Source organism: Acidithiobacillus sp. AC3, from assembly GCF_050261095.1.
GTDB lineage: Bacteria > Pseudomonadota > Gammaproteobacteria > Acidithiobacillales > Acidithiobacillaceae > Igneacidithiobacillus > Igneacidithiobacillus copahuensis.
Genome location: NZ_CP189838.1, coordinates 2,182,862 through 2,204,086, shown reverse-complemented (window position 1 = coordinate 2,204,086; position 21,225 = coordinate 2,182,862). Strand labels below are relative to the sequence as shown.

Annotated in this window: 23 protein-coding genes and 2 pseudogenes; 24 read left to right on the top strand and 1 reads right to left on the bottom strand. The window is 56.6% G+C overall.

Translation table 11 applies throughout. From position 1 onward, the window contains the following. The first annotated feature begins 30 nt into the window (after positions 1–30). The 15 genes from ACQAYK_RS11125 (at position 31) to ACQAYK_RS11055 (ending at position 14,169) form a co-directional block, all read left to right on the top strand. Positions 31–1,086: an IS5 family transposase gene (locus ACQAYK_RS11125; RefSeq protein WP_483167549.1), complete on the top strand. Its 1,056-nt coding sequence runs from the start codon at positions 31–33 to the stop codon at positions 1,084–1,086. A 337-nt stretch (positions 1,087–1,423) separates the two neighbouring features. Then, positions 1,424–2,398, top strand: a complete 975-nt coding sequence (locus tag ACQAYK_RS11120; RefSeq protein ID WP_215872352.1) for a hypothetical protein — start codon at positions 1,424–1,426, stop codon at positions 2,396–2,398. A gap of 38 nt (positions 2,399–2,436) precedes the next feature. Then, positions 2,437–2,676: a DUF192 domain-containing protein gene (locus ACQAYK_RS11115; protein WP_483167609.1), complete on the top strand. Its 240-nt coding sequence runs from the start codon at positions 2,437–2,439 to the stop codon at positions 2,674–2,676. Positions 2,677–2,718: 42 nt separating this feature from the next. Continuing rightward, on the top strand, positions 2,719–3,633 hold the full coding sequence (locus tag ACQAYK_RS11110) for a TadE family protein (protein WP_483167608.1): 915 nt from the start codon (positions 2,719–2,721) through the stop codon (positions 3,631–3,633). 31 nt (positions 3,634–3,664) lie between these two features. Then, a complete protein-coding gene (locus ACQAYK_RS11105; RefSeq protein WP_483167607.1) occupies positions 3,665–5,005 on the top strand; it encodes a pesticin C-terminus-like muramidase in 1,341 nt (446 codons plus the stop codon). Between the two features lie 276 nt (positions 5,006–5,281). Continuing rightward, on the top strand, positions 5,282–5,965 hold the full coding sequence (locus ACQAYK_RS11100; RefSeq protein ID WP_483167606.1) for a lysozyme inhibitor LprI family protein: 684 nt from the start codon (positions 5,282–5,284) through the stop codon (positions 5,963–5,965). 92 nt (positions 5,966–6,057) lie between these two features. After that, positions 6,058–6,411, top strand: coding sequence for a hypothetical protein (locus tag ACQAYK_RS11095; RefSeq protein ID WP_483167605.1), 354 nt, complete (start codon positions 6,058–6,060; stop codon positions 6,409–6,411). 30 nt (positions 6,412–6,441) lie between these two features. Beyond that, positions 6,442–7,497 carry an IS5 family transposase gene (locus ACQAYK_RS11090; protein WP_483167549.1) on the top strand — a complete coding sequence of 352 codons (1,056 nt, stop codon included), beginning with the start codon at positions 6,442–6,444 and terminating at the stop codon, positions 7,495–7,497. Between the two features lie 192 nt (positions 7,498–7,689). Then, positions 7,690–8,370: a lysozyme inhibitor LprI family protein gene (locus ACQAYK_RS11085; RefSeq protein WP_483167604.1), complete on the top strand. Its 681-nt coding sequence runs from the start codon at positions 7,690–7,692 to the stop codon at positions 8,368–8,370. A gap of 253 nt (positions 8,371–8,623) precedes the next feature. Further along, positions 8,624–9,349, top strand: coding sequence for a hypothetical protein (locus ACQAYK_RS11080; protein ID WP_483167603.1), 726 nt, complete (start codon positions 8,624–8,626; stop codon positions 9,347–9,349). 267 nt (positions 9,350–9,616) lie between these two features. Continuing rightward, entirely contained in the window at positions 9,617–10,300 is a 684-nt protein-coding gene (locus ACQAYK_RS11075; RefSeq protein ID WP_483167602.1) for a lysozyme inhibitor LprI family protein, read from the top strand. A 92-nt stretch (positions 10,301–10,392) separates the two neighbouring features. Then, positions 10,393–10,521 (top strand): hypothetical protein, encoded by a 129-nt coding sequence (locus tag ACQAYK_RS11070; RefSeq protein WP_483167601.1) that lies wholly within the window; start codon positions 10,393–10,395, stop codon positions 10,519–10,521. Positions 10,522–10,673: 152 nt separating this feature from the next. After that, a complete protein-coding gene (istA, locus tag ACQAYK_RS11065) occupies positions 10,674–12,212 on the top strand; it encodes an IS21 family transposase (protein ID WP_483165846.1) in 1,539 nt (512 codons plus the stop codon). 14 nt (positions 12,213–12,226) lie between these two features. Next, positions 12,227–12,982 (top strand): IS21-like element helper ATPase IstB, encoded by a 756-nt coding sequence (gene istB, locus ACQAYK_RS11060; RefSeq protein ID WP_483167356.1) that lies wholly within the window; start codon positions 12,227–12,229, stop codon positions 12,980–12,982. Positions 12,983–13,380: 398 nt separating this feature from the next. Continuing rightward, complete coding sequence (locus tag ACQAYK_RS11055) at positions 13,381–14,169, top strand: lysozyme inhibitor LprI family protein (RefSeq protein WP_483167600.1); 789 nt, start codon at positions 13,381–13,383, stop codon at positions 14,167–14,169. A gap of 144 nt (positions 14,170–14,313) precedes the next feature. Here the strand turns inward: ACQAYK_RS11055 and ACQAYK_RS11050 are convergent. Further along, positions 14,314–14,799 (bottom strand): annotated as a pseudogene (locus ACQAYK_RS11050) (IS5 family transposase); the annotation flags it as partial. Between the two features lie 81 nt (positions 14,800–14,880). On the opposite strand from ACQAYK_RS11050, the gene tnpA reads away from it, so the two are divergent. The 9 genes and pseudogenes from tnpA to ACQAYK_RS11005 all read left to right on the top strand — a co-directional run bounded on the left by tnpA (position 14,881) and on the right by ACQAYK_RS11005 (position 21,192). Beyond that, positions 14,881–15,219, top strand: coding sequence for an IS66 family insertion sequence element accessory protein TnpA (gene tnpA / locus ACQAYK_RS11045; protein WP_483167599.1), 339 nt, complete (start codon positions 14,881–14,883; stop codon positions 15,217–15,219). Then, a pseudogene (tnpB, locus tag ACQAYK_RS11040) lies at positions 15,210–15,299 on the top strand (IS66 family insertion sequence element accessory protein TnpB); the annotation flags it as partial. The gene tnpA and the pseudogene tnpB, both read left to right, overlap by 10 nt. Before the next feature lie 31 nt (positions 15,300–15,330). Next, positions 15,331–15,561 (top strand): DUF192 domain-containing protein, encoded by a 231-nt coding sequence (locus ACQAYK_RS11035; RefSeq protein ID WP_483167598.1) that lies wholly within the window; start codon positions 15,331–15,333, stop codon positions 15,559–15,561. Positions 15,562–15,603: 42 nt separating this feature from the next. Beyond that, positions 15,604–15,858, top strand: a complete 255-nt coding sequence (locus ACQAYK_RS11030; protein WP_483167597.1) for a TadE/TadG family type IV pilus assembly protein — start codon at positions 15,604–15,606, stop codon at positions 15,856–15,858. A gap of 69 nt (positions 15,859–15,927) precedes the next feature. After that, positions 15,928–16,518 carry a hypothetical protein gene (locus tag ACQAYK_RS11025; RefSeq protein ID WP_483167596.1) on the top strand — a complete coding sequence of 197 codons (591 nt, stop codon included), beginning with the start codon at positions 15,928–15,930 and terminating at the stop codon, positions 16,516–16,518. Between the two features lie 31 nt (positions 16,519–16,549). Continuing rightward, a complete protein-coding gene (locus ACQAYK_RS11020) occupies positions 16,550–17,890 on the top strand; it encodes a pesticin C-terminus-like muramidase (protein ID WP_483167595.1) in 1,341 nt (446 codons plus the stop codon). 276 nt (positions 17,891–18,166) lie between these two features. After that, the gene (locus ACQAYK_RS11015) at positions 18,167–18,850 is read left to right on the top strand and encodes a lysozyme inhibitor LprI family protein (RefSeq protein ID WP_483167594.1); all 684 of its coding nucleotides are present in this window, start codon (positions 18,167–18,169) and stop codon (positions 18,848–18,850) included. Positions 18,851–19,310: 460 nt separating this feature from the next. After that, entirely contained in the window at positions 19,311–20,063 is a 753-nt protein-coding gene (locus ACQAYK_RS11010) for a lysozyme inhibitor LprI family protein (protein ID WP_215873283.1), read from the top strand. Between the two features lie 136 nt (positions 20,064–20,199). After that, on the top strand, positions 20,200–21,192 hold the full coding sequence (locus ACQAYK_RS11005) for a hypothetical protein (RefSeq protein ID WP_483167593.1): 993 nt from the start codon (positions 20,200–20,202) through the stop codon (positions 21,190–21,192). The last annotated feature ends 33 nt before the right edge of the window (positions 21,193–21,225 follow it).

The window sequence follows — 21,225 nt, the reverse complement described above, 5'->3', positions numbered from 1 at the left end:
TTGCCGGAATAGGCAAGGAGGGATTCGATCATGCGTGGAGCCAAGGCGGAGACAGGTGCGATGTTCAGTTATCTGTCCCCGGAGGAGCGTGTGCCGGCAGACCATCCCCTGCGTGCCATCCGGGTGATTGTGGACCGATCCTTGGTTGAACTTGACGGACACTTCAACCAGATTTACTCGGACCTTGGCCGTCCCTCGATTCCTCCAGAGCACCTGCTCCGCGCTTTGCTTTTGCAGGTCTTTTACAGTGTTCGCTCGGAACGCCAGCTGATGGAACAGCTCGATTACAATCTCTTGTTCCGCTGGTTTGTGGGCCTGGGAATGGATGCCCCGATTTGGGTGCCTACCGTGTTCACCAAGAACCGGGATCGCTTACTGGACAATGGAACGGTGCAACGTTTTTTCCAGAGGGTCGTGGAGCAGGCACGGAATCAGGGGCTACTCTCCGAGGAGCACTTCTCTGTCGACGGTACGTTGCTGGAAGCCTGGGCTTCGCAGAAATCCTTCCAGCCCAAAGACCCCGAGGATCGGCAGGGCGATGGCTCTGATTTCCGTGGGCAGAAGCGGAGCAATGACACCCATGAGTCGATCACCGACCCCGATTCCCGCCTCTACAAGAAGGCGTCGGGAGATGCCTCACGGCTGGCCTACCTGGGGCATGTGCTGATGGATAACCGGCATGGGTTGATTGCTGGAGAGCAGGTTACCACGGCAGACGGCACGGCAGAGGTGGATGCTGCAGTCCAGCTCATTGATGAACTGGGCGGCGCTGATCGCATTACCTTGGGAGCCGACAAGGGCTACGACCGGCACGAATTTGTGCAGGATCTGCGTGACCGCAATGTCACGCCCCATGTGGCGCGCAAATGCAAAGGGTCCGCCATAGATGGGCGCACCACACGGCACGTCGGCTATGCCGTCAGTATCCGCGTGCGCAAGCGGATTGAATCGATCTTCGGTTGGATGAAGACCGTGGGCGGGATGCGCAAAACCCGATTCCGTGGCCTGGATCGTGTAGGTCTGCACTTCACCCTGGTGTCCACCGCCTACAATCTGATCCGAATGGCGCGACTGGGGGTGGTGTGATGGGAGCACTGCGCCCAGAATTCGGGAAATCGACAAAAATGGCTAGGAAAATCGCAAAAAACCCGTACAGAGATGCCTTCAGACAGCCATTTTCGAGAAAAACAGGGACCTCGCAGATTTTATTGCGGGGTTTTTCCGCAGCCTGATAAAGCCCGTTTTCAGGCACGTGCCCAGATGTTGCGCAATGCCATCCAGGATCAATCCCTGCCAAAACAGGGCGATCCCTGTGCCCCTAAAAAAATGCCTGTCGCCTTCAATCGTTCCAAAGAGTGGGAAACCCAGCGGCTGCCCCGTTGGGCGTGAGTATTTACCCCTACTGCAGATCAGGAGATTCAGCATGATACGAAAACTTATTTTGGGCACGGCAGCTTGTGTGGCTATCACCTTCAGTGGGAGCGCGAGCGCGGCAGATACCCTTCTCAACTGCCCAGCCATAGCGGCCAAAACCCCGGAGAACTATGCCCGCGGCTGTAATCCGCCACTGACTCCCCTACAAGACGCTATTTGCCACTACAAACCAAAGTCTTGGACCGACAGCCTCCTGATGTTAGATGATGCTGTCGGCGTCCACTACGTCCGCGATTTACGCGCGGCTGGTATAGGCACACCGCAATGCAAGGATCTGCTCGAAAGCCACAATGCTTATGAGAAGAAACTCCAAGGCTGCGGCAGCAACGGAGAATGTGTTCTCAAGGTCATGAGGAATTGGGCGGGGACTTTATCGCATTTGGAAGATCGTTTGCGTCCGCCTTTAAACGAGACTGTCCTGAAAAGATTTGCCGGCGGAATCGAATTCCAGGAAGGGCAGCATGCTATCTCCCTGCTGAAACGCCTGGAACAAGGCATGGATCTCTACCCTCTGCCACAGATGGCGTTACCCAACGGTAACGTTCTGGTCTGGGGTTTCCAATCCCACAATGCACAGGTGCAGTCGCTTGCCGTGGTCAATCGCCAGGGCGCGGTGCAGCTCCTTGGCGTCGTGGACGGGATTTACCTAGCCTGGCCTTCGGGAAAAACCCAATGGCAGCCAGAGAAAGACGCACGGATTGCCCTATTCATTCGCGATTCGTCCGTCCTGAACCAGAATTTGCCCGCTATCCGCGCCTGGGCGGCGGCGGCCGTTCTGGGCTTCAATCAGGATTGTCCGGGCAAGGACCAAGCCCGCTGTCAGACGGCTATAAAGCTTTCCCTGCCCATCCAAGCTTACAGCCTGAATTGTAAGGCTACCAACGGTAAAGTCATCAACCAGCGCTGCGCCGTTCCCTTGCCGGAGGTGCCGGATAACGTCTCGCCAGGGCTATTCTGGCAGTGATTTTGCGTTGGCCCAGGTTTCCTCTGCGGGATGTTTGGTTGCGCCCCTGTAGCGCCGTACATATGTGGGGCATGCGCATCGCCATCGATATCGTCTGGCTCGATGGTACAGGCAGGATTCTCGGTCTGCGCGCCGGACTTCGTCCCTGGCAGTATGCCTGGCCACGGGTACGCGGGGTACGAGACACGATCGAGCTGGCGGCTGGCGCCATCGAACGCTGCCAGCTTCTAAGCGGCCAGCGTCTGGAGTGGCGCAGCGCTGGGTCAGGGGTGCTGTAACCATCAGGAAATTGGAAGTTTCAGGAACAAGGGAGGGAGCCAATGAAATCTATGCGACAGGTAACGCGGTCCCCGTCACAGGCCGGCGCTGGGGCAGTGGAGTTTTTGATCAGTATTCCCATCGTCCTGCTGCTGATTCTCGGCAGTTTGCAGGCCAGCCTTCTCTACCAGGCGCGTCTGCAACTAGAAGTCGCCACCCAAGAGGCGGCCCGCGCCGGTGCCCTGCATGGTGGCGACCTGAGCGAGATTCGTAATGGTCTGGCGAGGGGACTGACTCCCCTCTATACCCACGGGCAGGGTGTTGCGGATCTGGCCAAGGCGCGTCTGCGTGCCGAGGCAGCTGCCCGAACGGCGACGATTGAGATTTTGAGCCCCACCCAAGAGGCGCTGGCCGATCACAAGGAATTTGGCCGTCTCCCCCTGGACGACAAGACCGGTCAGGCCCTGACCCCCGGTGGAAACTGGGGGTGGGGGATTCCCGAAAGCCAGCTGGGGTATCGCAAGACCGCATTGGGCGGGCAAAGCGGCCTCAGCATCCAGGACGCCAATCTGCTCAAGATTCGTGTCACCTATCATCACCCCATGATCATGCCCTTTATCGACAGGCTTTTCGCGCGTTTTGATGCCGCCAATGCCGGGCACGGCAGTGCCGTGGGCAGCGATGCAGGGGGTAAGGGAGCTTTCGCCGGGGCGCAAGGGTTGCAGGATCGGTTACGCAATACCTTTCCGCTCACGGCCGAGGCCACTTTCCGGATGCAGACGCCCTTCACGCATCTCGGAAATTTGCAGGCCGTAGGTAATTTGGCCAACCCGCAGGCAGGCGGTAGCGAACAATACAATCCGCCGGACGCACCGCCACCCGCCGATTTAGAGCCCTTGCCCGCGCCAGAAGCCGAGATTCCCGACTACGAGGGCGACCTGCCCCCGCCGCCTGATTTTTCTGCGTGTGTCCATTAAATCCTTGAGCAAACCAGGAGGGAGAGATACTATGATACCTGAGCGTATGCTGCGGGTTGCGGCATGGAAGTGGACGATACTCTTTATGACCAGCACCTCTGCATTTACTGCGGCATCGGGCGTCAGCGCGATGGATTGCAGTAAGGCGAGAACCCCCACAGAAAAGACCATCTGCGGCGATCCGGAGTTGGAAAAAATGGACAGGCAGTTAAACCGCGACTACCGGTCTTTTCTGGACGAATACCAGAAAAAAGGCAATCACGATTGCCTGTTGGAAGACGAAACGGCGAAGCAGAAGGCTTGGCTCAAGGAACGGGATGCCTGTGGAACCGATGTAAACTGCATCAAGTTCGCATACGCTGATCGCAGCAATCTGCTCAGGTCGTATGCATCGGTATGCGTGGTCATCAACGACGCGTCTGAGAAGTATTTGGGGCGGGCTTGCTACAAGCCCGCACTTCCGACCGCGCCAACAGCAGTGGCAACATCTCTACCGGTAAATCAAAAGTCAAAGAACGATTGTTCTCCGGGGTATAAAATAGACTTTAGTGTGACTAAAAATGGTGAGGGAGATCGAGTAATTACTGGATATATTCCGGGCTATTATATTGCGGATGTCAGGGTACAGTCTGGCCCCGATGCTGGTGCCCTGATAGCCCGCCCTGTAGCTCTAACGACAGCTAAGGCTCGCGCAAAAGCGAAAAAAGCTGCTATAAGTAGTGGAGTCACCATCGATACTGGGCTGGATCTCGCTCAACAGAGTGAATCTCACCTACACAGCATAATGACGAGTTATGTGAAAGGGCATGGGGTTCCTGTGGGTGCGTCCATCGACAGAATATTTAAGCGCGTGAGATCGTTTTTAGCCAAAGGGCCAGGGCATTCTGGCCCACAAGGAGAAGCGGCTTACCACATGATTCTCGGTAACGAACCCAAGTTAACGCGTGCGGATGTCGAACTTATGCGCGACTCCATGCGTGAGTACAACGTGCAACTTGCCGAGAGAAATTATAATTTATATAACAAGGACGGAAAAAAATTCCAGGAACTTCCGGCGGAAGCGCAGACACTTATGTTGGACGTTGTTTGGAATTTTGGTGGATTTGATGACGTTCACGGAAAAAATGCTTATTCCCCCACGAAAGAGGGCGAAATAATACAGAAAAAAGGTGAGAGAGCCATGCTCGCTAAGAAGACACGATATCAATTCTGGACGTTGGTCTATGCCAATGACTGGAAACGACTGGCTGAAAAACTTAAGAGTGCCGACTTTCCACTGCGCACCAGGAGTTACGACGAGAGATATCGTGCGCGTGGACGCTTGCTCGATCGGGCACTGCAGCGTGGCTGGCCAGACAGTTCGGCTTGTTGATTGAGATCCAGAAGGAGAAGGGAAATGAAGAGATTGGTACTTGCAGTCGTGATTTCATGGCTGGCATCAAATACCGCCTGGGCAAAATCCGTCGAGGATTTGCCCTATACACAGGTCTATGATGGTTGTTCGGAAGGACATAGCGCTTGGCGCGTCATATGTAAGGCGACGGAAGAGCATCATGTAAAGCCAGCGTTAGAGAAAATTATCGATGAATCAATTCAATACGACGGATATGTAGCATCAGCCTATACCCATGTCCTGGAGGATTTGCCTATGGACAGCCCGCAGCAGAAGGCCATGATTGCCGAGCAAAAGGCCTATCTCGACGGCATGGACGACTGCGGCAACGATCTGAAATGTATTTTGCGGGCAGAAAAGAGGCGCCTGGATGAGTTGAACGCCTTGCGTAGGAAGCTCGAAAAGCCTCTGCCGGATGCCGAGATGCAACGTCTGACGAAGGGCTGGAAGATCGGGCGCGAGAGCCTGTATGACCGTCTGGTAGAGGGTTTCAGCATCTATCCGCTGCGTCAGGTCACCCTCGCCGATGGCCGCACGGTACAGTGGGGATTTGCGCCACACGCCGCCATGGTGCAATCGGTGGCTGTGCTGGGACCCGATGGCCATCTGCAGGCCCTTGCCGCAGCCAATGATCTCTATCGCTCCCAACTCCCCTCTACAGTGAAATCTGTGCCGGAATTCCGAGTGTTTCTGCCAGATGCCCAGCGGAGTTCTGCGGTATTGGGCATCCTGCGCAGCTGGGCGGTGGCAAGCAGTTTGGGTTTTTCTGTCGATTGTGCGGCCAAGGACCGGGGTGCCTGCAATAAAGCCCTTGTCAGCCTGCCGCCGCCAACGGTCTACGACTTGCGCTGCCTTCAGAAGCGGCTGGTGGCGGCCTGCGCTGTGCCGGGAGACGGAGCAAAAGGCAGCCTCCAGGAGGTGAGTCTATTTTGGCAATAGGATCGGCAAGCACGTTTGATGCAGGGGATAGGGCCTATCCGACAGCGGCGCTGTTTTGCCTTGTTCAGCGAGTTTTCCTCACGGAGGAATGAATGAAACGCCTGGGTCTCGTATTCTGGCTTCTCGCCTTTTTGTCCCCGACACTATTCGCTGCTCCTGCCCCCGTTACTGCCGAGGTTCAGGATGGTAAAAAGATTGTCATGCACAATGGCGGAGTGATATATCCCTACACTCTCATCCTCAAAGAGGGGGATAAAATTGTGGTGTCCCGCAAGGGGGAGTCAAATGCTGGTCATATACCCTCGGTAGAAACCTTCCCTGCGAAATACTGCGGCTTCCCGGCCCAGATCGCGGTGCTTAAAGAGATGGTCAACAATGCTGACGGTAGTGGATATATTTATGACTTTCTGATCTTTAACAGCTTGCTGAAAAAGTCCGTGGTATAATTGCCGGAATAGGCAAGGAGGGATTCGATCATGCGTGGAGCCAAGGCGGAGACAGGTGCGATGTTCAGTTATCTGTCCCCGGAGGAGCGTGTGCCGGCAGACCATCCCCTGCGTGCCATCCGGGTGATTGTGGACCGATCCTTGGTTGAACTTGACGGACACTTCAACCAGATTTACTCGGACCTTGGCCGTCCCTCGATTCCTCCAGAGCACCTGCTCCGCGCTTTGCTTTTGCAGGTCTTTTACAGTGTTCGCTCGGAACGCCAGCTGATGGAACAGCTCGATTACAATCTCTTGTTCCGCTGGTTTGTGGGCCTGGGAATGGATGCCCCGATTTGGGTGCCTACCGTGTTCACCAAGAACCGGGATCGCTTACTGGACAATGGAACGGTGCAACGTTTTTTCCAGAGGGTCGTGGAGCAGGCACGGAATCAGGGGCTACTCTCCGAGGAGCACTTCTCTGTCGACGGTACGTTGCTGGAAGCCTGGGCTTCGCAGAAATCCTTCCAGCCCAAAGACCCCGAGGATCGGCAGGGCGATGGCTCTGATTTCCGTGGGCAGAAGCGGAGCAATGACACCCATGAGTCGATCACCGACCCCGATTCCCGCCTCTACAAGAAGGCGTCGGGAGATGCCTCACGGCTGGCCTACCTGGGGCATGTGCTGATGGATAACCGGCATGGGTTGATTGCTGGAGAGCAGGTTACCACGGCAGACGGCACGGCAGAGGTGGATGCTGCAGTCCAGCTCATTGATGAACTGGGCGGCGCTGATCGCATTACCTTGGGAGCCGACAAGGGCTACGACCGGCACGAATTTGTGCAGGATCTGCGTGACCGCAATGTCACGCCCCATGTGGCGCGCAAATGCAAAGGGTCCGCCATAGATGGGCGCACCACACGGCACGTCGGCTATGCCGTCAGTATCCGCGTGCGCAAGCGGATTGAATCGATCTTCGGTTGGATGAAGACCGTGGGCGGGATGCGCAAAACCCGATTCCGTGGCCTGGATCGTGTAGGTCTGCACTTCACCCTGGTGTCCACCGCCTACAATCTGATCCGAATGGCGCGACTGGGGGTGGTGTGATGGGAGCACTGCGCCCAGAATTCGGGAAATCGACAAAAATGGCTAGGAAAATCGCAAAAAACCCGTACAGAGATGCCTTCAGACAGCCATTTTCGAGAAAAACAGGGACCTCGCAGATTTTATTGCGGGGTTTTTCCGCAGCCTGTTAACCCCCAGAACTGGGGCTTGATCGATGAATTCGAACAGATTGATATGAGAAACAAACCGACTGACGAGTGGGGCTCCCATGCTGATGGAGAGCACAGCATCGCTGTATTACGCGCAGGCCACTATTACGGGCCCCGGTGCAGAATCTTTGACCTCTACACCAAGCCCCTGCCTGCCAAGGGCCCTTCCTTCGACTGCAAAACGGCGAGCAACCTGGCCGAAGAAATGGTGTGTAAGCACCCCGAACTCGCTGCTCTCGATCGAGCGTATGGGGCAAGACTGCGGGACCGACTCTTGAAGGTGCCTGCCGCGGAGCGACAGGATGCGGCCAATGGCTATTACTGGGATATGGGGATTCGGGATAACAGTGCGATGAGCGTGAAAGACTTGGCAGCCGCCTATCGGGATGCGCTGGGTACCGACTCAGCCCAGTACTTTGCGGAGAAACAGCCAGCGCAATCTGCCCACGCTGCCTGCGAAAAGGCCCATACCCCCAGCGAAAAGACGGTCTGCGCCAATTCCCAACTCAAAACCCTGGATGAACAGTTGGCCCAGGCCTACCATCAGGCCTTTATCCGGACCCAGCCCAATTCCCCCGAACGTCGCGAGTTGATCCAGGCTCAGCGTAACTGGCTCAAGACCCGCGATACCTGCAAGGCCGATGTGCCCTGCCTGGAGCAGGCTTACCGTAATCGTATCCAGAGGCTAAGCGATCATGCGCGCTAGGGGGTTGCTGACAATTTCCGTTGCGTTGTTTTTGGGTGTCGGTGCTGCTGTGTCCCTCGCAGCGCCGCTCGCTGCCCCGGTCGACCAATACGACTGCCCCGCGCTGGCCGAGTCGAAATATTGGTATGGGGGATTTACCGAGCTCTGCAAAAAGGATCCCCAAACGCCTTTCCAAAACGTCTGTTGGGTAGACTATAACTATAAACCGAAAGATTGGCTGGATATTCCGTCGCTTTTGGATAGCACGGTGCAAATGAGTTTTCGTAGGGATCTACTGCAGGCAGGCAAGAACACTCCCTACTGCAAAGCCCTTATCGATACCCAGGGGCCCTACGAGCGCAAGCTCATTGCCTGCGGTAAGAATGGGCCTTGTGTGGTCCAGGTGATGAGAGACCGATCATGGCAGCTTGCTGGAATTGAAAAGCGGTATACCGCCCCAGCAACAACACGCGAGACCTTTGAAGCCTTTTTGGGCAAGGAAGGCTCGTTGCGACTGGATGATGAGCAGACGCTGGAGCAGCGCGCCATCCGGGGATTGAGTATCAGCCCCCTGCCTCGCGCGCCGTTGGCAGAGGATTTGACCATCAGCTGGGGATTTGAGCCCCACAACGCCCAATTGCAGTCGGTACTGTTCAGCGGTGCACAGGGCAAGGTCTTTGCCCTGGCGTTGGTGGACAGTCTCTACCTTGACGGAGAAGGGAAGACTACCCTGCCCAAGGACGCACGGATTCGGCTCTTTGTGCGCGATCCGGGCCAGCTTGCGCGAATCCTTCCGGGGCTACAGGCCTGGGCGGCAGCCGATGCCCTGGGCATGAATGTAGCTTGTGATAAACCGGGTGTATGCGAGCATTGGCGTCAGTATCCCATGCCCATCACCGCCTATCGCCTGCCCTGTCCGGGCGGTCATTGGGATGCCTGTCGCCTGCCCTTGCCGAAAATCACCGCCCCCATACCAGCGCTGGAGCGCTTCCGGCAATAGGTATCGGACGTCATGAAACCATCTGCGCTCGTTGTTCTGCTTTTGGGTCTGACATCAAATACCGCCTGGGCAAAATCCGTCGAGGATTTGCCCAATACACAGGTCTACGACTCCTGTTCGGAGGGGCCTCGCGTCTGGCACGTTATATGTAAGGCGTCCGAGGGACATCATAAAAGGTCAGCTTTAGAGGAAAAGCTCTTAGATGAATTATTTCAATACTTCGGATATGTAGCATCGGCCTACACCCATGTCCTGGAAGATTTGCCCATGGACAGCCCGCAGCAGAAGGCCATGATTGCCGAGCAAAAGGCCTATCTCGACGGCATGGACGACTGCGGCAACGATCTGAAATGTATTTTGCGGGCAGAAAAGAGGCGCCTGGACGAGTTGAACGCCTTGCGTATAAAGCTCGAAAAGCCTCTGCCGGATGCCGAGATGCAACGTCTGACGAAGGGCTGGAAGATCGGGCGCGAGAGCCTGTATGACCGTCTGGTAGAGGGTTTCAGCATCTATCCGCTGCGTCAGGTCACCCTCGCCGATGGCCGCACGGTACAGTGGGGATTTGCGCCACACGCCGCCATGGTGCAATCGGTGGCTGTGCTGGGACCCGATGGCCATCTGCAGGCCCTTGCCGCAGCCAATGATCTCTATCGCTCCCAACTCCCCTCTACAGTGAAATCTGTGCCGGAATTCCGAGTGTTTCTGCCAGATGCCCAGCGGAGTTCTGCGGTATTGGGCATCCTGCGCAGCTGGGCGGTGGCAAGCAGTTTGGGTTTTTCTGTCGATTGTGCGGCCAAGGACCGGGGTGCCTGCAATAAAGCCCTTGTCAGCCTGCCGCCGCCAACGGTCTACGACTTGCGCTGCCTTCAGAAGCGGCTGGTGGCGGCCTGCGCTGTGCCGGGAGACGGAGCAAAAGGCAGCCTCCAGGAGGTGAGTCTATTTTGGCAATAGGATCGGCAAGCACGTTTGATGCAGGGGATAGGGCCTATCCGACAGCGGCGCTGTTTTGCCTTGTTCAGCGAGTTTTCCTCACGGAGGAATGAATGAAACGCATGGGTCTCGTATTCTGGCTACTCGCCCTCTTCCCCCCGGTCCTGTGCATATTCTGGACCATCGTGGGCACCGATTCTGATGCATCGTGGGCGGTCATTCTGATCGATCGTGGGCACTGATTCTGGTGTGATCGTGGGCACTTTTGCGGGTTTTTCAGAATCAGTGCCCACGATTCCAGAATCTGTTCGGATTTACCCTCTGGCGAATTGAAATCTTTCTGGTCATTCATTGGCTTAGCAAGCATTCTTGGCTCTTTTACAGGAGATCGAGGATGCCTACACCGAGGATGACGATGAAAGCGATTTACGAAGTGCTCCGTTTACACGCCGCAGGGTTCAGCCAGCGGCAAATTGCCCGATCTTGTGGGCTCTCCAAGGGAGTCGTCGGGAAGTATTTACAGAAAGCCGAACAGGCAGGTATCTCTTGGCCTCTGCCAGAGGGGCAAGAAGTAGCCCTGGAAGCGGCATGGTTCTCCAGTCCCTCACGGCACACCGTCTCTGGCAAGGTGCAGCCGGATTTTGCCCGGATCCATGCCGAGCTGCGGCGCAAAGGCGTGACCCTGCAGTTGCTCTGGGAGGAATATTCCGCCGCGTACCCGCAAGAAGCGGTGTATCAGTATGCCCAGTTCTGCGTCCTGTACCGACGCTGGCGGGCGGGGCTCAAACGCAGCATGTGGCAAAACCACAAGGCTGGTGAGAAGCTGTTCATCGACTACGCTGGTCCCATCGTGCCGGTGGTTGATCCCCAGACCGGGGAGATCCGCCCGGCGCAGATCTTCGTCGCGGTGTTGGGTGCCTCCAACTACACCTATTGCGAGGCTACCTGGACCCAGAGTCTGCCGGATTTCCTCGGCGCGCATGTACGCGCCCTGGAGTTCTTTGGCGGGGCACCGCGTCTGTTCGTGCCAGATAATTTGAAGGCGGCGGTAACCAAGGCCTCGCGCTACGAGCCCGAAATCCATCGAAGTTATCAGGATCTCGCCCGGCATTATGCTGCGGTGGTACTGCCCACCCGCCCTTATAAACCGAAAGACAAGGCCAAGGTCGAGGTCGGGGTGCAAGTGGTGGAGCGCTGGATTCTGGCGCGCCTGCGCCACTTCCAGTTCTTCTCGCTAGCGGAACTGAATCAGACTCTCCACAGCCTACTGGAAGACCTGAACGGACGCCCCTTCAAACAGCTACCAGGCTGCCGCCGCAGCGCTTTTGCGGAGTTGGACGCTCCTGCCCTGCAGCCACTACCAGAACAGCCCTACGAGTATGCTGACTGGAAGTCCGCCAAAGTCAGTATCGATTACCATGTTGCCTACCAAGGACGCTTCTACTCCGTACCGCATCGCCTCGTCGGACAGCGGGTGGAGCTACGCATCAGCGCGCAAACCGTGGAGATCTTCCAGGGGCAACAGCGCGTCGCTTGCCATCTGCGTGAGGGCGTCCAGGCGCGCTACAGCACCTTGACCGAACACATGCCCAAGGCTCACCAGCGGCACCTGGAATGGAGTCCGGGGCGCCTGTTGCATTGGGGGCTCTCCATCGGTCCATCGACTCGGGACGTGGTGCGCTGGCAACTGGAGAACAAGCCCCATCCGGAGCAGGGATATCGCTCCTGTCTCGGCCTACTCCATCTCTGTCGCCGCTACGGGAAGGAGCGTCTGGAACACGCCTGTCACCGTGCTCTACGCCACGGCTCCCCCACGACCCGCAGTGTCCGCTCCATCCTGGAGCGGGGACTGGACCACAGCCCACACGATCCCGTTCCTGCCAAACCGTTACCGCAGCACGGCAATATCCGCGGCCCTCGCTACTATCACTAAACCGGAGTCTTCCCATGTCTTTGCAACCGACCATTCAGACCTTACAGCAACTCAACCTACACGCCATGGCAGAGGCCCTGGCCGAGCAGTCCACCTCGCCGCAACTGCAAGAACTTCCCTTCGTAGATCGCCTGGCACTGCTTCTCGACCGAGAACTCTGTGCGCGCGACAACCGCCGGCGAAAGCGCCTGTTGCAGCTGGCCAAACTCAAGGTACATGCCGCCGTCGAAGACCTCGATCATCGCGCCTCCCGTGGTCTGGACCGTACCAAAATGGCGGCCTTGATACAGTGTGACTGGATACGGCGAGGACAAAACCTGCTGATCACCGGTGCCACCGGTACCGGCAAGACCTGGATTGCCTGCGCCCTGGGGCACCAGGCCTGCCGTCAGGGCCTGAGTGTGCGCTACTTCCGTTTGCCGCGCTTACTGGAAGAGCTTCATATCCGTCACGGTGACGGCAGTTTCGGCCGCTTTCTCACGACTCTTGCCAAGGTGCACCTGTTGCTCCTGGACGATTGGGGCCTCGCCCCGATGAACAGCGAGGATGCCCGGGATCTGCTGGAAATCCTTGATGATCGCGTCGCCCAGCAGGCCACCCTAATCACCAGCCAATTGCCGGTCTCGCATTGGCATGAAATCCTCGGAGAACCCACCGTCGCCGATGCCGTCCTCGACCGTCTGCTGCACAGTGCCCACCGCCTGGAGCTCAAAGGCGAATCGATGCGCCGCCAACGGGTACAGACCGGCGATGGAGAGGCAGGATCATGAGTAAATTTACCGTTTACATGGTAAAGGTAAATGAAGAAATTTACACCGATGATCGGCCACCACGGCCGGGTGCTCATGACGCCACTGATTTGACCGATCGTGGGCACCTATGCCTAGAATTTACGTGACCAGAAAGTTCGCTGATTGGGGGTGCCCACGATCAGCAGAATCACCGCCCATGATCAACAGAATACGCAGTCCTGCAGGCTGCCCCTGCCCCTGTGACTGCGGAGACTCTTGCGGGGAAATCGAGTTCGCCCGGTGTAGGGCCAGACACTTATACCCTTGTTCTCAAGCAAGGCGGCAAAACTGTCGTTTCCCGAAAGGACGATACGGAAGGCGGTCATGTCCCAGAGGTACAGACCTTTCCCGCGAAGTACTGCGGAGTTCCGGTCCAGGTGGTTGTTTTATGGGCCGAGCATAATAACGCCGAGTGGGGCGGAGATCTCTATGACTTTTTGATCTTTAATCCGCAAAACTGGGGTCTTGTAGATGAATTCCAACAGTCCGATACAATAAATAAAGAAAGCGGCAAATGGAATTCTCACGCCGACACTGATCATACCATTGCCATATTACGCGCAGGCCACTATTACGGGCCCCGGTGCAGAATCTTTGACCTCTACACCAAGCCCCTGCCTGCCAAGGGCCCTTCCTTCGACTGCAAAACGGCGAGCAACCTGGCCGAAGAAATGGTGTGTAAGCACCCCGAACTCGCTGCTCTCGATCGAGCGTATGGGGCAAGACTGCGGGACCGACTCTTGAAGGTGCCTGCCGCGGAGCGACAGGATGCGGCCAATGGCTATTACTGGGATATGGGGATTCGGGATAACAGTGCGATGAGCGTGAAAGACTTGGCAGCCGCCTATCGGGATGCGCTGGGTACCGACTCAGCCCAGTACTTTGCGGAGAAACAGCCAGCGCAATCTGCCCACGCTGCCTGCGAAAAGGCCCATACCCCCAGCGAAAAGACGGTCTGCGCCAATTCCCAACTCAAAACCCTGGATGAACAGTTGGCCCAGGCCTACCATCAGGCCTTTATCCGGACCCAGCCCAATTCCCCCGAACGTCGCGAGTTGATCCAGGCTCAGCGTAACTGGCTCAAGACCCGCGATACCTGCAAGGCCGATGTGCCCTGCCTGGAGCAGGCTTACCGTAATCGTATCCAGAGGCTAAGGAACCTCTGAACTGGTGGTAAAATCGTCGTGATTTGGAGCGAGTTTGTCTCGCAAAATCGATTTGGCGACGAAAGTTCTCATTTTCCCTCTCCAGAGACGCCAGAAAGCGCATGGTGAGCACGGAAATCGCCCACTTTCCGTCTTTGTGACGGATTACGCCCGTAGCCAACAGAGCTCCTCACGAACCAGATACAGGTTCACCAGGGCAAACAAGGTGGTCAGTTGCGCACCGTTTTTGGTCAGGCCTCGATAGCGAGTCTTGCGGTAGCCAAACTGACACTTCAGGACGCGGAAGGCATGTTCACCACGCGCACGGATGCTTGCCACACGGCGGTTGAAACGCTTGAGTGCTTGTAGCCCCGTCTTCTGGCCGGGATGGCGACGTCGGGCCACGGCATCCTGAATCCTCTGCTTGCGCAAAAATTCATGGACCTGCGGGTAATCGTAGCCACGATCGGCGAGCACCGTCTTCTCGTTTCCGGTCAGCAGCTCTTCCAGCACCCGATGATCCGGGACATGGGCCGCGGTGACCTCGACGGTCTGAACCAGACCTTGCGTGTCCGTCGCGACATGGGCCTTCATGCCGAAATACCACTGGTTCCCCTTCTTGGTTTGATGCATTTCGGGGTCCCGTTTACGGTAAGCGTGCAGCCAACCCATCTTTTCACTGTGTAAATTTTTGCTGACGCTATCCCCGGATTTTCACTGGAGGGGATAGTGATGACAAAGGAAGAGCGGGCGGAGAAGGTGAAATTTTGGCGGCAGCAGTTGGACGCTTTTGCAGCGAGTGGTCTTTCGGTCAAGGACTACTGCGCGCAGCAGGGGATTGCCGTAGCCAATTGGTATTATTGGCGCAAGCGCCTGACCCAGCACAGTACGCCGCGAGAGCTTTCCGCATCCGGTGAAGAATTTTTGCCGGTCCGTCTGGCAGAAATGTCTTCCTCGATGCCCGCAGTAGAAGTCCAGTTACTGTCCGGGCGCCGCCTGAAATTCTCGGCGCCGCTGAATAGCGCGTGGCTGCAGTCCCTGGTTCAGGTTCTGGAAGGGCCATGTGGCTGAGTCCAGGCAGTCGCATCTGGCTGGCAGCCCATCCCGTGGACATGCGTCTGGGCTTTGATGGTCTGGCGGCCAAGGTACAGGGAGTGCTATCCGCCAATCCCTTCTGCGGCCATGCCTTTGTCTTTCGTAACCGGCATGCGTATCCCGCTGGATCTACTCTGGATCGATGGATATGGGAAGATTCTGGCTGTGCGCGCCGGACTTCGTCCCTGGCAGTATGCCTGGCCACGGGTACGCGGGGTACGAGACACGATCGAACTGGCGGCTGGCGCCATCGAACGCTGGCAGCTTTTAAGCGGCCAGCGCCTGGAGTGGCGCAGCGCTGGGTCAGTGGTGCTGTAACCGTCAGGAAATTGGAAGTTTCAGGAACAAGGGAGGGAGCCAATGAAATCTATGCGACAGGTATCGCGGTCCCCGTCACAGGCCCGCGCTGGGGCAGTGGAGTTTTTGATCAGTATTCCCATCGTCCTGCTGCTGATTCTCGGCAGTTTGCAGGCCAGCCTTCTCTACCAGGCGCGCCTGCAACTGGAAGTCGCCACCCAAGAGGCGGCCCGCGCCGGTGCCCTGCACGGTGGTGACCTGAACGAGATTCGTAATGGTCTGGCGAGGGGACTGACTCCCCTCTATACCCACGGGTAGGGTGTTACGGATCTGGCCAAGGCGCGTGCGCGTGCCGAGGTGGCGGCCCGAACGGCGACGATTGAGATTTTGAGCCCCACCCGAGAGGCGCTGGCCGATCACAAGGAATTTGGCCGTCTCCCCCTGGACGACAGCACCGGTCAGGCCCTGACCCCGGGCGGAAACTGGGGGTGGGGGATTCCCGAAAGCCAGCTGGGGTATCGCAAAACCGCATTGGGCGCGCAAAGCGGCCTCAGCATCCAGGACGCCAATCTGCTCAAGATTCGTGTCACCTATCATCACCCCATGATCATGCCCTTTATCGACAGGCTTTTCGCGCGTTTTGATGCCGCCAATGCCGGGCACGGCAGTGCCGTGGGCAGCGATGCAGGGGGTAAGGGAGCTTTCGCCGGGGCGCAAGGGTTGCAGGATCGGTTACGCAATACCTTTCCGCTCACGGCCGAGGCCACTTTCCGGATGCAGACGCCCTTCACGCATCTCGGAAATTTGCAGGCCGTAGGTAATTTGGCCAACCCGCAGGCAGGCGGTAGCGAACAATACAATCCGCCGGACGCACCGCCACCTGCCGATTTAGAGCCCTTGCCCACGCCAGAAGCCGAGATTCCCGACTACGAGGGCGACCTGCCCCCGCCGCCCGATTTTTCTGCGTGTGGCAATTAAATTGTTGAGAAAACCAAGAGGGAGAGATACTATGATACCTGAGCGTATGCTGCGGGTTGCAGCATGGAAATGGACGATGCTCTTTATAACCAGCACCTCTGCATTTACTGCGGCATCGGGCGTCAGCGCGATGGATTGCAGTAAGGCGAGAACCCCCACAGAAAAGACCATCTGCGGCGATCCGGAGTTGGAAAAAATGGACAGGCAGTTAAACCGCGACTACCGGTCTTTTCTGGACGAATACCAGAAAAAAGGCAATCACGATTGCCTGTTGGAAGACGAAACGGCGAAGCAGAAGGCTTGGCTCAAGGAACGGGATGCCTGTGGAACCGATGTAAACTGCATCAAGTTCGCATACGCTGATCGCAGCAATCTGCTCAGGTCGTATGCATCGGTATGCGTGGTCATCAACGACGCGTCTGAGAAGTATTTGGGGCGGGCTTGCTACAAGCCCGCACTTCCGACCGCGCCAACAGCAGTGGCAACATCTCTACCGGTAAATCAAAAGTCAAAGAACGATTGTTCTCCGGGGTATAAAATAGACTTTAGTGTGACTAAAAATGGTGAGGGAGATCGAGTAATTACTGGATATATTCCGGGCTATTATATTGCGGATGTCAGGGTACAGTCTGGCCCCGATGCTGGTGCCCTGATAGCCCGCCCTGTAGCTCTAACGACAGCTAAGGCTCGCGCAAAAGCGAAAAAAGCTGCTATAAGTAGTGGAGTCACCATCGATACTGGGCTGGATCTCGCTCAACAGAGTGAATCTCACCTACACAGCATAATGACGAGTTATGTGAAAGGGCATGGGGTTCCTGTGGGTGCGTCCATCGACAGAATATTTAAGCGCGTGAGATCGTTTTTAGCCAAAGGGCCAGGGCATTCTGGCCCACAAGGAGAAGCGGCTTACCACATGATTCTCGGTAACGAACCCAAGTTAACGCGTGCGGATGTCGAACTTATGCGCGACTCCATGCGTGAGTACAACGTGCAACTTGCCGAGAGAAATTATAATTTATATAACAAGGACGGAAAAAAATTCCAGGAACTTCCGGCGGAAGCGCAGACACTTATGTTGGACGTTGTTTGGAATTTTGGTGGATTTGATGACGTTCACGGAAAAAATGCTTATTCCCCCACGAAAGAGGGCGAAATAATACAGAAAAAAGGTGAGAGAGCCATGCTCGCTAAGAAGACACGATATCAATTCTGGACGTTGGTCTATGCCAATGACTGGAAACGACTGGCTGAAAAACTTAAGAGTGCCGACTTTCCACTGCGCACCAAGAGTTACGACGAGAGATATCGTGCGCGTGGACGCTTGCTCGATCGGGCACTGCAGCGTGGCTGGCCAGACAGTTCGGCTTGTTGATTGAGATCCAGAAGGAGAAAGGAAATGAAGAGATTGGCACTTGCAGTCGTGATTTCATGGCTGGCATCAAATACCGCTTGGGCAAAATCCGTCGAGGATTTGCCCTATACACAGGTCTATGATGGTTGTTCGGAAGGACCTAGCGCTTGGCACGTCATATGTAAGGCGATGGAAGAGCATCATGTAAAGCCAGCGTTAGAGAAAATTATAGAAGAATCAGTTCAATACGACGGATATGTAGCATCGGCCTATACCCATGTCCTGGAGGATTTGCCTATGGACAGCCCGCAGCAGAAGGCCATGATTGCCGAGCAAAAGGCCTATCTCGATCGCAGGGACGACTGCGGCAACGATCTGAAATGTATTTTGCGGGCAGAAAAGAGGCGCCTGGATGAGTTGAACGCCTTGCGTAGAAAGCTCGAAAAGCCTCTGCCGGATGCCGAGATGCAACGTCTGACGAAGGGCTGGAAGATCGGGCGCGAGAGCCTGTATGACCGTCTGGTAGAGGGTTTCAGCATCTATCCGCTGCGTCAGGTCACCCTCGCCGATGGCCGCACGGTACAGTGGGGATTTGCGCCACACGCCGCCATGGTGCAATCGGTGGCTGTGCTGGGACCCGATGGCCATCTGCAGGCCCTTGCCACGGCCGACCATCTCTATCGCTCCCAACTCCCCTCTACAGTGAAATCTGTGCCGGAATTCCGAGTGTTTCTGCCGGATGCCCGGCGGAGTTCTGCGGTATTGGGCATCCTGCGCAGCTGGGCGGCGGCCAGCAGTCTTGGGTTTTCCCGTGACTGCGAGGGCAAGGACAAGTCTGTATGTGCGCGTGCCCTGGCGGACGTGCCGCCACCGACGGTCTACGATCTGCGCTGCCGTCAGAAGCGGCTGGTGGCGGCCTGCGCTGTGCCGGGAGACGGAGCAAAAGGCAGCCTTCAGGAGATGAGCCTGTTTTGGCAATAGGATCGGCAAGCACGTTTGATGCAGGGGGAAGGGCCTACCCGGCAGCGGCGCTGTTTTGCCCTGTTCAGTGAGTTTTCCTCAGGGAGGAATGAATGAAACGCCTAGGTCTCGCATTCTGGCTTCTCGCCCTCTTTCCATGGTCCTGTTGCAGGCAGTAGAGAAGACAGGCCTAAGCAGATCGTATTATTAAATTCTCGGAGGTTCTGGTTATGAGTTCTATAGAGTGGCAGAGCCGGTTGGGCATCGAGGTCATTTTGTTCATCTTGGGTTTGGGTGGACTGTCAGCGCTTATGCTGAGGTGCAATCCATAGATCAATTACCATATATAACTCCTAATTCTTGTGGGCCTAAAGACAAGCGTCCTGCGGAGGAAATTACATGTGACTTAGTTGACGAAAATATAAAAAAAACGGGAAAAGTAGATGGAGACAGTTTCAGCGCAAGATTATTGCAGGAAGATATGTACGTCACCGGCCTGTATTATCGTGCTTTGCAGAATACGGCGCTGAATAGCCCGGAGCAGCAGCGTATCGTCAAAGAGCAGGGCGAGTACCTGGACCGGCGCGATGCCTGCGGTCAGGATGTGCACTGTATAATGCGCGTCGAAAAGGCTCGCCACAAGGAATTGATCGCCCTGACCCGGTCGCTGGAAAAGAATCTGCCGGACGAGGAGATTGTTCACTGGACCCATGGTCGGGTGTTTCCAGGCCGGAACGGCAAGGCTCAGTCCCTGGGCCAGCGGGTGATGGCAGGCTTCGACCTGTACCCTCTGCCGCACGTAACCTTTGCGGATGGCAGCACGCTGTTTTGGGGTTTTTTACAGGGTGATGGCTCCGTACAATCCCTGGCCATTACCGACGCCAAAGGGCACCTGCAACTGCTGGGTACGGCCGATGGCCTGCTATTGGCGGGAACGGGAGAAGGAAAGCTCCAGCAGGCGCATCTGAATCTGTTTGTGCGCGACGCGAAGATGCTGGAGCGTTATCTGCCAGCTGTCAGGGCTTGGGCAGCCGCGGACGTCTTGGGTTTCAACCAGCAATGTCCCGGTAAGGACAGCGATCGTTGTGCATCGGCGCTGCGGGCCCCTCTCCCCATAAAGGCCTACGCTTTGGATTGCAATGGTCATGGACAGGGCCAGGTGCAGGTCCAGCGCTGCCCTCTCAACCTGCCGGCGCTGCAGAACATGCTGTCCCCCGGACTGTTCTGGCAGTGAACGCATTCCGTCGGCCGGTGCGCCGGTCTGGGCTGTAACAAAGCGCTTCTGCGTGATGAGTATCCGTGTGACGCTGCAATAGGGAATGGAAGGATGATGAAGAAGGGAGTGTTATGAAAAAAACAGCGGTGGAAAAATGAAGCAGGCGAATGGACGCCTAAAAAATACGCTGCTGGCTACGGGGGCGTTGCTTTGGGCCGCTGGCGCCTGTGTTTCCTGGGCGGCAGTACCCGAAAAATACGACTGCCCTGCGTTGGCGCTGTCGAAATACAATTACGACGCATTTTCCGAGCTCTGCAACAAGGATCCCCAAACGCCTTTCCAAAACGTCTGTTGGGTAGACTATAACTACAAACCGAAAGCTTGGGTGGATAATCCGTCGCTTTTGGATAGCACGGTGCAAGGGAGTTTTCGTCGGGATTTACTGCAGGCGGGCAAGAACACTCCCTACTGCAAAGCCCTTATCGATACCCAGGGGCCCTATGAGCGCAAGCTCATTGCCTGTGGCAAGAATGGGCCTTGTGTGGTCCAGGTGATGGGGGAGCGCTCACGTCAACTTGCCGGAATTGAAAAGCGGTATACCGCACCTGGAGTGACGCGGGAGGCCTTTGAAGCCTTTTTGGGCAAGGAAGGCTCGTTGCGACTGGATGATGGGCAGACGCTGGAGCAGCGCGCCATCCGTGGGTTGAGCATCAGCCCCCTGCCTTACGCGCCGTTGGCAGAAGATTTGACCATCAGCTGGGGATTTGAGCCCCACAACGCCCAATTGCAGTCGGTACTGTTCAGCGGTGCACAGGGCAAAGTCTTTGCCCTCGCATTGGTGGACAAACTGTATTATGAAGGAGAAGGGAAGACTGCCCTGCCCAAGGACGCACGGATTCGGCTCTTTGTGCGCGATCCGGGCCAGCTTGCGCGAATCCTTCCGGGGCTACAGGCCTGGGCGGCAGCGGATGCCCTGGGCATGGATGTAGCCTGTAACAAACCCGGTGTATGCGAGCATTGGCGTCAGTATCCCATGCCCATCACCGCCTATCGCCTGCCCTGTCCGGGCGGTCATTGGGATGCCTGTCGCCTGCCCTTGCCGAAAATCAACACCCCCGTACCAGCACTGGGGCGCTTCCACCAATGAAGCGGGGGACGGTATGTAGGAAAAAGACGTTTT

Coding starts and splice junctions, on each gene's coding strand:
- ACQAYK_RS11125 (WP_483167549.1), top strand. CDS start 31: ATGCGTGGAGCCAAGGCGGAGACAGGTGCGATGTTCAGTTATCTGTCC.
- ACQAYK_RS11120 (WP_215872352.1), top strand. CDS start 1,424: ATGATACGAAAACTTATTTTGGGCACGGCAGCTTGTGTGGCTATCACC.
- ACQAYK_RS11110 (WP_483167608.1), top strand. CDS start 2,719: ATGAAATCTATGCGACAGGTAACGCGGTCCCCGTCACAGGCCGGCGCT.
- ACQAYK_RS11105 (WP_483167607.1), top strand. CDS start 3,665: ATGATACCTGAGCGTATGCTGCGGGTTGCGGCATGGAAGTGGACGATA.
- ACQAYK_RS11100 (WP_483167606.1), top strand. CDS start 5,282: ATGGACAGCCCGCAGCAGAAGGCCATGATTGCCGAGCAAAAGGCCTAT.
- ACQAYK_RS11095 (WP_483167605.1), top strand. CDS start 6,058: ATGAAACGCCTGGGTCTCGTATTCTGGCTTCTCGCCTTTTTGTCCCCG.
- ACQAYK_RS11090 (WP_483167549.1), top strand. CDS start 6,442: ATGCGTGGAGCCAAGGCGGAGACAGGTGCGATGTTCAGTTATCTGTCC.
- ACQAYK_RS11085 (WP_483167604.1), top strand. CDS start 7,690: ATGAGAAACAAACCGACTGACGAGTGGGGCTCCCATGCTGATGGAGAG.
- ACQAYK_RS11080 (WP_483167603.1), top strand. CDS start 8,624: ATGAGTTTTCGTAGGGATCTACTGCAGGCAGGCAAGAACACTCCCTAC.
- ACQAYK_RS11075 (WP_483167602.1), top strand. CDS start 9,617: ATGGACAGCCCGCAGCAGAAGGCCATGATTGCCGAGCAAAAGGCCTAT.
- ACQAYK_RS11070 (WP_483167601.1), top strand. CDS start 10,393: ATGAAACGCATGGGTCTCGTATTCTGGCTACTCGCCCTCTTCCCCCCG.
- istA (WP_483165846.1), top strand. CDS start 10,674: ATGCCTACACCGAGGATGACGATGAAAGCGATTTACGAAGTGCTCCGT.
- istB (WP_483167356.1), top strand. CDS start 12,227: ATGTCTTTGCAACCGACCATTCAGACCTTACAGCAACTCAACCTACAC.
- tnpA (WP_483167599.1), top strand. CDS start 14,881: ATGACAAAGGAAGAGCGGGCGGAGAAGGTGAAATTTTGGCGGCAGCAG.
- ACQAYK_RS11035 (WP_483167598.1), top strand. CDS start 15,331: ATGCCTTTGTCTTTCGTAACCGGCATGCGTATCCCGCTGGATCTACTC.
- ACQAYK_RS11030 (WP_483167597.1), top strand. CDS start 15,604: ATGAAATCTATGCGACAGGTATCGCGGTCCCCGTCACAGGCCCGCGCT.
- ACQAYK_RS11020 (WP_483167595.1), top strand. CDS start 16,550: ATGATACCTGAGCGTATGCTGCGGGTTGCAGCATGGAAATGGACGATG.
- ACQAYK_RS11015 (WP_483167594.1), top strand. CDS start 18,167: ATGGACAGCCCGCAGCAGAAGGCCATGATTGCCGAGCAAAAGGCCTAT.
- ACQAYK_RS11010 (WP_215873283.1), top strand. CDS start 19,311: ATGTACGTCACCGGCCTGTATTATCGTGCTTTGCAGAATACGGCGCTG.
- ACQAYK_RS11005 (WP_483167593.1), top strand. CDS start 20,200: ATGAAGCAGGCGAATGGACGCCTAAAAAATACGCTGCTGGCTACGGGG.